Source organism: Mycobacterium sherrisii (assembly GCF_002102355.1).
Taxonomy (GTDB): domain Bacteria; phylum Actinomycetota; class Actinomycetes; order Mycobacteriales; family Mycobacteriaceae; genus Mycobacterium; species Mycobacterium sherrisii.
This window is the reverse complement of sequence record NZ_LQPT01000023.1, coordinates 84275-97416: the sequence shown is the minus strand read 5'-3', so window position 1 is coordinate 97416 and position 13142 is coordinate 84275. Positions and strand designations below refer to the sequence as shown.

Annotated in this window: 11 protein-coding genes and 1 pseudogene; 6 read left to right on the top strand and 6 right to left on the bottom strand. The window is 67.9% G+C overall.

Features of this window, described 5'->3' with window-relative positions; all coding sequences use genetic code 11:
- Nucleotides 1-63 precede the first annotated feature (63 nt).
- On the top strand, nucleotides 64-909 hold the full coding sequence (locus AWC25_RS04365; protein ID WP_085166405.1) for an SDR family oxidoreductase: 846 nt from the start codon (nucleotides 64-66) through the stop codon (nucleotides 907-909).
- Nucleotides 910-913: 4 nt separating this feature from the next.
- Here the strand turns inward: AWC25_RS04365 and AWC25_RS04360 are convergent, their stop codons facing one another.
- The 3 genes from AWC25_RS04360 to AWC25_RS04350 form a co-directional block, all read right to left on the bottom strand.
- Nucleotides 914-2458 carry a flavin-containing monooxygenase gene (locus tag AWC25_RS04360; protein WP_069399400.1) on the bottom strand — a complete coding sequence of 515 codons (1545 nt, stop codon included), beginning with the start codon at nucleotides 2456-2458 and terminating at the stop codon, nucleotides 914-916.
- Complete coding sequence (locus AWC25_RS04355; RefSeq protein WP_085166404.1) at nucleotides 2455-4254, bottom strand: flavin-containing monooxygenase; 1800 nt, start codon at nucleotides 4252-4254, stop codon at nucleotides 2455-2457. Before AWC25_RS04355 ends, AWC25_RS04360 begins: the two co-directional genes overlap by 4 nt.
- Before the next feature lie 78 nt (nucleotides 4255-4332).
- A complete protein-coding gene (locus tag AWC25_RS04350; protein ID WP_069399398.1) occupies nucleotides 4333-5013 on the bottom strand; it encodes a TetR/AcrR family transcriptional regulator in 681 nt (226 codons plus the stop codon).
- A 93-nt stretch (nucleotides 5014-5106) separates the two neighbouring features.
- Between AWC25_RS04350 and AWC25_RS04345 the strand changes: the two genes are divergently transcribed.
- Together AWC25_RS04345 and AWC25_RS04340 are read left to right on the top strand one after the other, a co-directional pair.
- Nucleotides 5107-5805 (top strand): trimeric intracellular cation channel family protein, encoded by a 699-nt coding sequence (locus AWC25_RS04345; RefSeq protein ID WP_069399397.1) that lies wholly within the window; start codon nucleotides 5107-5109, stop codon nucleotides 5803-5805.
- Nucleotides 5802-6434 (top strand): annotated as a pseudogene (locus AWC25_RS04340) (TetR/AcrR family transcriptional regulator); the annotation flags it as partial. The gene AWC25_RS04345 and the pseudogene AWC25_RS04340, both read left to right, overlap by 4 nt.
- Here the strand turns inward: AWC25_RS04340 and AWC25_RS04335 are convergent.
- The gene (locus tag AWC25_RS04335; RefSeq protein ID WP_084229194.1) at nucleotides 6372-6869 is read right to left on the bottom strand and encodes a DUF417 family protein; all 498 of its coding nucleotides are present in this window, start codon (nucleotides 6867-6869) and stop codon (nucleotides 6372-6374) included. The pseudogene AWC25_RS04340 and the gene AWC25_RS04335 sit on opposite strands and share 63 nt — an antisense overlap.
- A gap of 70 nt (nucleotides 6870-6939) precedes the next feature.
- Nucleotides 6940-7413 (bottom strand): SRPBCC family protein, encoded by a 474-nt coding sequence (locus tag AWC25_RS04330; RefSeq protein ID WP_069399395.1) that lies wholly within the window; start codon nucleotides 7411-7413, stop codon nucleotides 6940-6942.
- Between the two features lie 332 nt (nucleotides 7414-7745).
- On the opposite strand from AWC25_RS04330, the gene AWC25_RS04325 reads away from it, so the two are divergent.
- From AWC25_RS04325 to AWC25_RS04315, 3 genes are all read left to right on the top strand, one after another.
- A complete protein-coding gene (locus tag AWC25_RS04325; RefSeq protein ID WP_069399394.1) occupies nucleotides 7746-10013 on the top strand; it encodes a heavy metal translocating P-type ATPase in 2268 nt (755 codons plus the stop codon).
- A gap of 44 nt (nucleotides 10014-10057) precedes the next feature.
- Entirely contained in the window at nucleotides 10058-11440 is a 1383-nt protein-coding gene (locus tag AWC25_RS04320) for an alpha/beta hydrolase (RefSeq protein WP_085166403.1), read from the top strand.
- 216 nt (nucleotides 11441-11656) lie between these two features.
- Nucleotides 11657-12472 carry a polysaccharide deacetylase family protein gene (locus AWC25_RS04315; protein WP_069399446.1) on the top strand — a complete coding sequence of 272 codons (816 nt, stop codon included), beginning with the start codon at nucleotides 11657-11659 and terminating at the stop codon, nucleotides 12470-12472.
- A 24-nt stretch (nucleotides 12473-12496) separates the two neighbouring features.
- Here AWC25_RS04315 and AWC25_RS04310 read toward each other — a convergent pair whose 3' ends face one another.
- On the bottom strand, nucleotides 12497-13081 hold the full coding sequence (locus tag AWC25_RS04310; RefSeq protein WP_142278686.1) for a hypothetical protein: 585 nt from the start codon (nucleotides 13079-13081) through the stop codon (nucleotides 12497-12499).
- Between the last annotated feature and the right edge of the window lie 61 nt (nucleotides 13082-13142).

Below are 13142 nucleotides of genomic sequence, written 5' to 3'. Positions count from 1 at the left end.
CCGGCACCGGGCTTCAGGTTGACCCGCGACGGTCCACAATCGCGCTGCGTATACCGTCCAGGTATGAATCGAGTGTCGGTAATCACCGGCGGCGCGGGCGGCATGGGCGTCGCCACAGCGAAGGTCGTCGGCCGCGACCACACCGTGGTGCTGTGCGACGTGCGGCAAGACCGATTGGCCGCCGCGGTCACAACACTGCAAGACCTCGGGATAAAGCCGACTGCCGTCCACTGTGACGTTACCGACCGGGATGCGGTTGCAGACGTGCTCGACACCGCCCGCGCACTCGGCCCGCTGGCTTCGGTCATCCACACCGCCGGGGTCAGCCCGAGCATGGGACCGGCCGACTATGTGCTGCGGACCAACGCCATCGGCACCCTCAATGTCGACGAGGCGTTCTACGCGGCGGCCGGCGAGGGCGCCGCGGTGGTCAACGTCGCCTCGATGGCGGCGCACCTGCTGCCCGCGGAGGTCACGCCGACGACACAGTTTCGGCTGGCGCTGCGGGATCGCGACGCATTCATCGACGCCATGCTGGCAGCGTGCGAAATCGCGCCGCAGGAGGCGCGATCGGGTCTCGCGTATGCGGTGAGCAAGAGTTTCGTCAAGTGGTACAGCCAGTCCCAGGCCGAGCGGTTCAGCGCGCGCGGCTTGCGTATCGTCTCGGTCTCACCGGGCTCGATCGACACCGAGATGGGCCGGCTGGAAGAACAGGCCGGGGCCGGCGCGATGGTGACCAACGCCGCCATCCCACGCTGGGGCACGCCCGCGGAGATGGGCGAGCTGCTGGCGTTCTGTGCCAGCGACAAGGCCGGCTACCTCACCGGCACCGACATCCTCAACGACGGTGGCGTGGTCGCCTCGATGACCGAGCGTGCCGGGGTAGCGGCCGGCGACCAGACCGGGTAGGTGCCTACCGGCTGCCGACAAGACCGTTCGGCTGTGCCCGCCACGCCGGCCCGGCGCCGGTGTAATGCAACCAATCTCGGGGCCGCAGGCGCCATGTGCGGCGGGCGTATTCCAGCTCGGTGTACGGCCACTGGGTGACGATGCGCCCCGTCGGCGAACGGAAGTAACTGTCGCAGCGCGTCCAGATCGTCCGTTCCAGATCCCGTGAGAGTCGGTCGTTGTAGCGTCTTTCCGCCTCGGGCCGCACCTCGAGGTAGCCGCCTCGACGGGCCAGTCGGGTCACCGCGCTGGCCACCAGCCGCGCACCCGCCTCCAGGATGTAGACGATCGAGTTTCCGCCCTGGTTCGTGTTGGGCCCGTACAGCATGAAGAAGTTAGGGAACCCGCCGACCGCGACGCCCAGATACGCGCGGGGATCATCGCCCCAGTGCTCGTGCAGCTGGCGGCCACCGCGCCCCACCACGTCGATGCCCGACAGGTAGCGCGCCGTCTCGAATCCGGTGGCCAGCACGATCACGTCGACGTCGACGGCACCGGTGCCGGCGAGCACCGACGTCGGGGTGATCCGTTCGATGGGGTCGGTGACGAGAGCGACGTTATCCTGTTGCAGCGCAAGGTAATATTCGTCGCCGAGCAGCACGCGTTTGCAGCGGAACGGGTAGTCCGGCGTCAAGGCGGCGCGCAGGCTGGCGTCGGCCACGGTGCGCTCCAAAAACGACGTGGCGACTTGGCTGCGTGCGGTGACAACCGGGTCGTCGGCGAAGGTCGCGGTGTTGTCGTGCTGGAACTTCCAGATCTGGCAGCGGGTGCGTGGCACCGCAAAGGGATTACGCCGGAACCGCGCCAATTCCGTTGCGCTGTAAGGTCGGTCGTCTTTGGGAACCATCCACGGCGGGGTGCGCTGGAAGACCACTACCCGGCCGGCGGTCTTCGCCAACTCGGGGACCAGTTGCACTGCGCTGGCTCCGGTTCCGATCACCGCCACCGTCCGGTCGGCAAGTTCGATGTCGTGATCCCACTGCGCGGTGTGCATGACGGGACCGGCGAAATCGCGCAGGCCCGTGAGGTCGGGAAATTTCACCGAACCGAACAGGCCGACGGCGCAGACCACCACGTCGACGCTCAATGTGCTGGCGTGCCCGTGATGTTCCAGCTGCGCATCCCAGCCGCAAGCATCGGCATTCCATGCCACGGAACGCACCCGCGTGCCGAGCCGCAAGTGGCGGCGCAGGTCGAAATCGTCGGCCACCGCCTCCAGGTAGGCCAGGATCTCGGGCTGGCGCGCATAGGTGCGGCTCCAATATTTGTTGGGGGCGAAGGAGAACGAGTACAGGTGGCTCTGGATATCGCAAGCGGCGCCGGGATAGGTGTTGCGCCGCCAGGTACCGCCGACGCCGTCGTCGGCCTCGACAATCACCAGGTCGTCAATGCCGGCGCGCCGCAACGCCACCGCCGCGGCCAACCCGCCGAAACCGGCGCCGATGATGGCCACCTTCGGCGGGCGCCGGTGTCGCGTCGCCGCCCGGACGCGCCCCAGCAGGTATGTCACGGCTCGGCCTCGGCGCCGCGAACCTCGAGACCGACCAGACCGCCGCCCCCCCGCCAGTCCCGCAGGATGTCGGCGTATTCGGTTGGCGCGCCGAAAAAGAAGCTGCCCTGCCGCGTCTTGGCGTCGGCCCGGCCTTCCCGGTTGTAATAGCCCGGTGTGCAGGTCTCGGCCCGCTCGGCGGAGGCGGCGGATCGGGCAACCACCGTGTCGACCCACGCGGCCTCGGCGGCCGGTGTCGCTTCGATCTCGGTGGCCTTGTGTTGCAGGGCCCAGGCGATGATCCAGGCCGCGTGGCGGGCCTGCACGTCGAGCAGGTACGGGAAGTTCACCGTCAACCCGGCCTGGGCGATGCTTTCGATGAAGCAGTTCGGAAAACCGTTGGTGCACAAGCCCTGGAAGGTTCGGACGCCGTCGCGCCACCGCTCGGTGAGGGTGACGCCGTCGCGACCGATCAGTTCGAACCCGGTGCGCCGACAGTAGTCGGTGCCCACCTCGAAGCCGGTGGCGAAGATCAAGCAGTCCAGCTCGTAGCTCAGCCCGTCGACCACCACCCCGGCCTCGGTGATCCGTTGCACACCACGACCGCGGGTGTCGACCAGGGTTACGTTGTCGCGGTTGAAGGTTTGCAGGTACTCGTCGTGAAAGCAGGGGCGTTTGCAAAAGTACCCGTACCACGGTTTGAGCGCCTCGGCGGTGGCCCGGTCGGTCACGATGGCATCGACCCGGGCCCGGATCTCCTCCATCTTGGCGAAGTCCGCGAGCTCGACGTCGCGGCTGCGCTGCGCCCCGTCCGCCGTCCCGTCGCTGTCGTGCCGCATCACCGGCAGTTTGCGGGTGATGCTCGTCCAGGCGTCGGCGACGAGATCCTCGGGCGCCTGGCCGCCCGCGGTCAAAATCTGGAAGTTCTCGATGCGCCGGCGTTGCCAACCGGGCCGTAACGTGCTGGCCCACTGGGGATCCGTGGCCCGATTGGCGCGCACATCGACCGACGACGGCGTGCGCTGGAAGACGTAGAGGTGCCCGGCGGCGGCCCCTACATGCGGCACACACTGGATCGCGGTGGCACCGGTGCCGATGATGCCGACCCGCAGGCCGCCCAGCTTCTGCAGCTTGTCGCCGGTGTAGCCGTAGTCCCACCGGCTGGTGTGAAAGGCGTGGCCGCCGAACGATCCGAGGCCGGGGATGCCGGGCAATTTGGGTTTCGCCTGATAGCCGTTGGCCATCGAGACGAACTTGGCGCGCATCACGTCGCCGCGGTCGGTGCGGACAATCCAGCGCGATTGGGTTGCATCCCAGCGGATTTCGCGTACCTCTGTGCTCAGGCATGCGTCGCGGTACAGGTCGTAGCGCCGGGCGATGCGCTGGCAGTGCGCGAAAATCTCCGCGCCCTTGGCGTATTTTTCGGTGGGCAGGTAGCCGAGTTCCTCCAGCAGGGGCATGTACACGTAAGACTCGACATCGCAGGCGATGCCCGGGTAACGGTTCCAGTACCAGGTGCCGCCGACGTCGGCGGCGCGGTCGATCAAGCGCACCTTCTCGACGCCGAGTTCGCGTAGCCGCGCACCGGTCAGCAGCCCACCGAAGCCGGCGCCGACGATCGCCACGTCGACTTCGTCGGTGCGCGGTTGGCGACTGAATTTCGCGTCGGCCCACGGGTCTTCGGCGAATGCGGCGAATTCGCCGGCGATCTCCACATATTGGTCGATGCCGTCGGGACGCAGGCGTCGGGCGCGCTCCTGCGCATACTTGCGCCGCAGCGCGTCGACGTCGAATGCGCTCCCAACAATTTCGGTCAAGTCCCCACTCCGCTTCGTCGGGATCAACTCTATAATCAATCGCTTGATCGTATCAAGGAAATCAACCGCTTGATCGCATCAAGGAGGAGGTTTGCCGGTCCCCAGCAGGGTGCCCCGGACCAGTACTTTTGCCGCGCCCAGCGCGGCGTGGTAGTCCTCGGCGGGCAGCGTGGCGGCCAGCTCCGTCAGGCCGTAGACGAGTGCATAAATCGCCGCGACTACGCCCGCCGGATCGGATTGAGCATCGAGCTCGCCGCGCTCGCGCGCCTGTCTGACCACCCCGTCGATAAGGGCGCGAAACGCCTCGAACCCCCGATCTTCGGGTTTGCCTCGAGGCTTCGGCTTCCGCGGCAACGACGCCTCGGCTCGGATCGCGAACTCGAACGCCGCCAGGTCCGGGTACTCGCGCATCAGCCGGCCGCATTCGTCGAGCACCGCTTCGAACCGCGCGACAATATTGCCGGGGTGGCCGGGATGGCCGGGGTCGCCCGGGTCACCGGGGCCATCAGCGGCACGGCGCAGCCGCGGCATCGCGGTGTCGGTCCTGGCCGCGACGGCCGCCTCGATCAACGCGGACTTGTTCGGGAAGTAGTTGTACAGCGTCGAGCTGGTCACCCCCGCCGTGCGGGCGATCTCACGGATCGTGGCCCGGGCATACCCCACCTCGGCCACGCATTTCATGGTCGCGGCGGTGATGCGCCGGCGGGTCTCGTCTCCGTCGGCACCAACGGGACGACCCCGTCGGTTGCTCGGTCGCATGGTTGCCCACCCTTCGACCCTGGGCGTAGTTCCGCAGTCGAATATATTTGATCCACCGATTGATTCCCGGAGGTGCGCGGTGGGTGAGCGTCCGTGAACCCCGCATTGGGCGAGCTTTCCCGGGCCATCGACCTGTCGGGTGTGTTCGTCAATGCGGTGCTCGGTGGCGTGGTGGCCCGCGAATTCCGCATGGACCCCGTGGGATTCGTCGCGCTCGCGATTCTGTCGGGACTCGGCGGCGGCGTGATCCGCGATACGCTGCTGCAGCACGGACCGCCGGTGGCCTTGACCGACACGCGTTACGTGGTGATCGCCCTGCTGGGAGCGGCCGTCGCGTTTCTGATACCGCTGCGCGCCCGACTCTGGTCACTGACCTATCCGGTCATCGATGCGCTGGCCTTGGGTACCTGGGCCGTGGCCGGTGCCGAGAAGACGCTTGCAGCCGGATTGTCTTGGCTCCCAGCTGTTTTACTCGGCACGGTCAGCGCCGTCGGCGGTGGGGCATTGCGCGATCTGGCGGTGCATCGCACCCCGGCGATCTTCGGCGGCAACACCCTTTATGCGACGCCGGCGGTGGCGGCCAGCGCCGCGGTGGTACTGCTGGCCCGCCACGGCCTGGCGCCCTACGGCGAGCTGGCCGGGATCGCGGTCGGCGCGGGGCTGTGTCTGCTGGCCAGGTGGCGCGGTTGGCGCCTCGGCGAAAGCCTCACGGCGGACTACTTCTTGACGCGGCGCAAGCGTATCTGGCGAATTCGTCGCGACAACGGCGTGCATCGCCCGGACGAGACATGACCACGCTGGGTCGCCCCGTGGGAGCGGATAGCGAGCAGACCCGGCGACGGATCATCACCGCCGCCATGCGCTGCGTGGCCGAGGTCGGCTACTCCCAGGCGACGATCCGCGAGATCGCGCGGGCCGCGGGCATGACCAGCGGCAGCCTGTACCACTACTTCCCGACGAAGTCGGCGCTGCTGACGGCGACCGGCGAGGAGATCGAGGCGATCGTGGCGCCCCGGCTGCGGTCGGCCGGTCAGCAGCACGACCATGTCGCCGACCGGATCGACGCGGTACTTGACGAGTCCGCCCGGTTGATCCGTGACTATCCCTACCTGACCGGTTTCCTGCGCGCGCTGCGCGCCGAGAGCACGGCCCAATCCCGTTGCGGCGCCGCAGAATACCCCGGATCCAGGGCCTTACACGACGTCGTCACCGAAATCGTCGGCGAGGCGCGCAGCAGTGGCACGCTCTGTGCCGAGACCGACACCCGGTCGGCGGCCGAGGCTATCTGCGCGTTGGTGCGGGGACTGTCCGAGCAGGCCGACAGCCTACGGCCGCAGGCCTACCGGGCCGCGCTGACCTCAGCCAAGCGGATGATCCGCGGAACGCTGTTTGCGCAGCGCCTCACCGAGCGTCCACACCGCGACGCCGATCAGCACCAGGTCCTTGAGCAGGAATTGCCCCGGCAGCGCCGAGAGCACCGGTAACCCGGCGGCGTGGTAGGCAACCACCCCCGGGGTGGTGAACAGAAAGCTCAGCGTGCCCAAAAACAGTACGATCGCCAGAGCGCTACCCAGCGCGGACACCCGCGGCCAGATCGGGTACAGCGCGATGAGAAGGGCCGCAACGATTTCCATCGTCCCCAGCGCGCGTGCAACCGCGGTGAAACTGAGAAAGTCGTAGATCCAGCTCATCAGGGGACTGTGCTGGATCAGGACACGGGATTCCATCTTGATGTACTTGCCGAACCCGATCCAGGCCAAGACGATCACCAGGCCGTAACGGCTGATCAGATGACCCGCCCGGGTCAGTGAATCCGACAAGTGGGGTGTGAGTGCGACGGTCCGGCTAGCGGTCATCGATAGACGTCCTTTCGACGGGGCAGGGGCTTAATGCCTACGACGCTTACGATTCCCCGCCGCGCCGCGTTCAGTTCGCCGGGTAACGATCCCGCAACCTGGCCAGCGTCGCCTCGATGCCCGACGCATTGGCCTTGGCGAATCCCATTCGCTCGTAGTACTTCAACTTTTTCTTCAGGGTGCCCGCGTCACGGAAGTCGAAGGTCTCGGTGACCCTGGTCAGGTTCGGGCCGAGCGGCTCGAACTTCCACCGCCAGCGGTGCCCCAGGGGATGGCGCCATTCGATCAGTTCGTGCGGTTTGAGCGCGGTCACCGTGCTGGTGATGCGATACGGCACGCCCAGCATCTTCATGCTGGTGGAGAATTTGGCGCCCTTTGTCAGCACCTCGGGTGCGGTGATGTTGCCGCGAACCGTGCCCGACCCATCCAGCTCCGGATGCCGCCGGGGGTCGGCCACCAATTCGTATAGCTGGGCGGCCGGCGCGGCCACGTCGACCGACCTACTCACTTGATGCGGTCCTGCTTCGACGATCAGGACGGTCATGAGAATCTCCTTCCGCTACCCGGCAGCGTAGACCCGCGCGGGGGTTGCAAACGTTGCGGTTCGGGCTCACCGGCGCGACTGCACCGGCGGGCGCGGCAAACCCGACGAGGGTGGCGCCGGTCGACCTTCACCCGTAGTACCGGGGCGCCGAATGCGCCGCCGGCTGGGTCCGATACCTGGGGCCCGACGGTGGGCGCCCGGCGCCCACCCGTGTCGTCCGGCGGGCAGAATCGTTTCGGTATCCGGCGGAGCGACTCTTCGACGCTGCCGCCCCGAGGGGTGTATAAGAGAGCTAGAGAAATTACCCCCTGGGGGTATTGGAAAGGAGCGCCATGGTGACGCGAGCGGTGGGCAACGTGGAGCTGAACATCAGCGGCATGTCGTGCGCCTCCTGCGCGGCCCGGCTGGAAAAGGCGCTCAACAGCCTCGACGGCGTGACGGCCGCCGTGAACTTCGCGACCGAACGGGCCACCGTCGCCGTGCCGCCCGGCTACGACCCGCAGGTGCTGGTCGACGAGGTCAAAAAGGCTGGATACTCCGCAGTGCTGCCGCGACTGCGCCAGGAGGCCGGCCGCGCCGACGACCGCGAGCTGGCGTCGCTGCGCAATCGGCTGCTTGCCGCGGTCGTGCTCGCGACGCCGGTGATCGCCATGGCGATGGTCCCCGCGCTGCAGTTCCGGTACTGGCAGTGGGTGTCGCTGGCGCTCGCCGCACCGGTGGTCGGCTGGGCCGGCTGGTCGTTTCACGCCGCCGCCTGGGCCAACCTCAAGCACCGCGCGGCCACCATGGACACCTTGATCTCGGTCGGCACGCTGTCGGCGTTCGGGTGGTCGCTTTACGCGCTGCTGTTCGGGACGGCCGGCCACCGGCACCTGCACCACGGCTTCGTGCTGACGGCCGCCCGCGGTGACGCGACGGGCAACATCTACCTCGAAGTCGCGGCCGGGGTGACGTTGTTCGTGCTCGCCGGGCGCTATTTCGAGAAGCGTGCAAAGCGCCGCGCCGGTGCCGCGCTGCACGCGCTGCTCGAGCTCGGCGCCAAGGACGTCGCGGTGCTGCGTCCCGACATGGACGGCGCCGAAAGTCGCATTCCAATCGAGCAGCTTCGGGTCGGCGACCTGTTCGTGGTACGTCCCGGCGAGAAGATCGCGACCGATGGGATCGTCGTGTCCGGCTCCTCGGCCGTAGACGCCGCGCTGCTGACGGGCGAGTCCGTCCCGACCGAGGTCGGCGAGGGCGACGCGGTCACCGGCGCCACCGTCAACGCGGGTGGACGTCTGGTCGTGCGGGCCACCCGCATCGGAGCCGACACCCAGCTGGCGCAGATGGCCAGGATGGTCGAAGCGGCGCAATCAGGGAAGGCCAGCGTGCAACGGCTCGCCGACCGCATCTCCGGCGTCTTCGTCCCGATCGTCGTCGGGATCGCCGGGGCCACCCTGGTGGCGTGGCTGGTGGCGGGGTTCGGTGCCGCCGCGGCGTTCTCGTCGGCGGTGGCGGTGCTGATCATCGCCTGCCCGTGCGCGTTGGGGCTGGCCACGCCGACCGCGCTGTTGGTCGGCACGGGTCGCGCGGCGCAACTCGGCGTCCTGATCAAGGGACCCGAGGTGCTGGAATCCACCCGCGCGGTCGACACCATCGTGCTGGACAAGACCGGCACCGTGACCACCGGCAGGATGAATCTCGTCGAGGTCATCACCGCGCCCGGCGTCGACCGCGCGACGGTGTTGCGCTACGCCGGAGCACTCGAGGACGCCTCCGAGCACCCCATCGGCCGGGCGATCACAAAAGCCGCCGCCGCCGAACTCGGCGCGCTGCCCGCGGCCGAAGGCTTCACCAATGTGCAGGGCAAGGGCGTGCACGGCGTCGTCGAGGGCCACACCGTCGTCGTCGGACGGGAGAATCTGCTGGCCGACCGGTCTGGGTGCCTGGACCCGGCACTGACGCCGGAGCTGGTCACCGCCAAGGCTCGCGCCGAGAGCGAAGGCAAGACCGCGGTCGCCGTCGGCTGGGACGGGAGCGCCCGCGGGGTGCTCGTGATCGCCGACACCGTCAAGCCCACCAGCGCCGCGGCCGTCCGGCAGTTCAAGCGGCTCGGCCTCACCCCAATCCTGCTGACGGGCGACAACGAGATCGTGGCCGACCGCATCGCCGGCGAGCTGCGGATCGCCCAGGTCGTCGCCGAGGTCCTGCCCGCTGACAAGGTCGCCGTGATTGCGCGCCTGCAGTCCGAGGGCAAGGTTGTCGCAATGGTCGGCGACGGGGTCAACGACGCCGCCGCGCTGGCGACCGCCGATCTGGGCCTGGCGATGGGCACCGGGACGGATGTGGCCATCGAGGCCGCCGATCTGACCCTGGTACGCGGCGATTTACGTGCCGCCGCCGACGCGATCCTGCTCTCCCGCAAGACGCTGGCCGTCATCAAGATGAACCTGTTCTGGGCGTTCGGCTACAACGTGGCCGCGATCCCGCTCGCCGCGGCGGGCCTGCTGAACCCCATGCTGGCCGGCGCGGCGATGGCATTCTCCAGTGTCTTCGTCGTCGCAAACAGCTTGCGGCTGCGCTCCTTCGCGAGCACGATCCGTTCCGGCGATATGGGATAGTTGGTCTGGCCTACCGGGTTTCACAGCTTCTGAGGTCTGCTCGCTTGCCCCAATTCGTCGGACAACTGTCCCTGCTGCACGGCTGGTCGCCGCTCGCCGCACAAGCACTGGCGCTGTTAGTTGCCGTGATCGTCATCGACTGGCGCCGGCGCGGCTGGTGGCAGCGCGCCCTGCCGGTGGCGCTGATCGCCGGGGCGGCCGTTGCGGCCCTGGCGTATTGGTACATCGTCTCGCTCGGGGTCGCCGGCGATCCGGCGCCGAAGACCCTGTGGCTGTGGATCGCGATGAGCGGAGTGACCGCCGCGGTCCTGCTGCTGGGCTGGAAGGGCGCGCGCTGGTGGCGCCGGGCGCTCGCCGTGGTGTCGGTTCCGCTGTGCGTGCTGTGCGCGGGCATGTCCCTGAACCTCTGGGTTGGCTATTTCCCCACCGTGTTCGCGGCATGGAACCACGTGACGAGCGGGCCGCTGCCCGATCAGATTGACCGGCTGCAGGTCACCGCCATGCAGGTCGCGGGGACCAAGCCGGACAAGGGCGTCGTGGTGCCGGTGAACATCGACTCCGACAAATCCCACTTCCCGCATCGGCAGGAACTCGTCTACCTGCCCCCCGCATGGTTCAACACCAACCCCCCGCCCCGGCTCCCGACGGTCATGATGATCGGCTCGGCGTTCAACCTTCCGTCCGACTGGCTCGGGCCCGGCGGCGCCTTCACCGCCATCGACGGATTCGCCGCCCGCCATCACGGTTTCGCGCCGGTCTTCGTCTTCCCCGATCCCACGGGCGCATTCGACAACGACACCGAATGCGTCAACGGACGCCGCGGCAACGCCGCCGACCACCTGACCAAGGAGGTGATCCCGTTCGTCGTGTCCAACTTCGGCGTCAGCGCCGAGCGGGCGAACTGGGGTGTCGCCGGCTGGTCGATGGGCGGCACCTGCGCCGTCACCCTGGCCGTCATGCATCCGGAGCTGTTCAGCGCATTCGTCGATATCGCCGGCGATTTGCGGCCCAACATCGGCGGCAAGGACCAGACCATCGCCCAACTGTTCGGCGGCGACACCGCCGCCTGGATCGAGTTCGACCCGCTCACCGTCATGACCCGGCACGGCCGCTACACCGGGCTGTCCGGATGGTTCGACATCCCCACCCCACCGGGCGCGCACAACGTCGCCCAGGCGGCCGACCTGAGCCTGGCAAGTACGGCCGCGGCCAACCCGGAAGGTCAAGACGCGGCCGCCCACGCGCTGTGCACGATCGCCAAGGCCAACGGAATCAGTTGTGCGGTGGTGACCCAGCCGGGCAAACACGACTGGCCGTTCGCCGCCCAGGCATTCGACGCATCATTGCCATGGCTCGCCTCGACACTGGGGACGCCCGGTGTCGAGCCGACGCGGTTGCCGCAACGAGCTACCGGCGAGCCGCACTGATCCGTGACCGGTTCGAGACCACACCGTGACCATCGCAGCTCGGCGCCGCTTCTCGCCAAGAATTCACAGCTGACCCTCCCGTAACGAAACCGACATATCCAGGGTGGCGGTGATACGGTTCGCTGCTGTGGCTGCGAAGTTTGGCAAGGTAGGCGATCCGCAGGCGGACCCGCCCGAGCACCGCCGCCCCGCAAACAAGGCCGTGCCATGGACGAGATGAGGCGCCGTCGTTTCCTGGGCTCGCTGGCCGCGGCCGCCGTCGCCAGCGTCGGCCTGGCCCGCCTCATCGTCGATCCGCAACCGCGCACCTACGCGCAAGCCCCGCTCGGGTCGACCGCGACCTCCGGTCCGGCGGCGCCCTCGCCGGCCGGCCTGTTACCGCCGCCCCCGCTCAGTGCCCGCATTCCGCTGCCCGGCGGCGGTGCGTTGATGAAGCTCCCCGGCGACGGCGATCTGCTCGCACTGACCCTGGACGACGGCGTCAATAGCGACGTCGTGCGGGCCTACACCCAGCTGGCCAAGGACACCGGCCTGCGGATGACGTTCTTCGTCAACGGCATCTACAGCTCCTGGACCGAGAATCTGGATCTGCTGCGGCCGCTGGTCGAGTCGGGGCAGATTCAGCTGGGCAACCACACGTGGTCGCATCCGGACCTGACTTCCGTGCCCGAAACCAAGGTCGCCGAGGAACTCAAACGCAACGACGACTTTCTGAAGAAGACCTACGGCGTCGGCGCGAAGCCGTATTACCGGCCGCCCTACGCCAAGCGCAACGCCACCGTTGACGCCGTCGCGTCCTACCTCGGGTACACCGTCCCCACGCTGTGGTCGGGTTCGCTGTCGGATTCCACGCTGATCACCGAGGAGTACATCCTCAAGATGGCCGACGAGTACTTCACCCCCCAGTCGATCGTGATCGGTCACCTCAACCATCTGCCGGTCACCCACGTGTATCCGCAACTGGTCGACACCATCCGCGATCGGAATCTGCGGACGGTCACGCTCAACGACGTGTTCCTCAGAACGCCCTAACCACAGTCGACTCGTGCACCTTTTTCAGCGTCTTTCAGCGTCGCCCTTGATCGTGCGCAGCGTGGCACGCATGATGTGTGCGACGAACGGACGAATCAGCCACCAGTACCTCAGGAACTTTTGACGGCTGCCCGGATCGGTTGTGACAGTTCGGCATTGGTAGCTCAGCAGGGTGTGACGTTCACCGTAGGGCACTACCGAGAAGTTCGCGGCGATCTTTCCCCAACCGGGTTCGGCGAAACCCCGGAAATCCGCGGACGCCACGTCACGCCATTCGATGACGGGCTGCCAGAACTTGCCCACCGCGCCGAAGGCGAGCTCACGGTCGGGGAGTTCGCCCAGCAGTAGCCAGCCCGGCAGTCCGGCGTTGTCGGCTATCACCAGTCGCGGTGGCGCCGGGGCGGCCTTGCCCCGCAATCGCGCCGGCACGACGCGGATCCACATCGATGCGGCTAGCAGCGGCGTACGCACGGTGAGCAGGTCCAGGCCCCGTGCGGCCCGAAAAACGGTCGCCGGGTCAGCGGCGACCACCACGTGTTCGGCGATCATCGCGTCGAACGTCGGAACGGCCTCTTCGATGAGCATGCGTTCGCCACCAACTGTTGACATGGTGCGATTGTCGATTCGAGTGCCGCCCACGCCTAGGGTCACTGGTCCTCTGTCCCAGGGC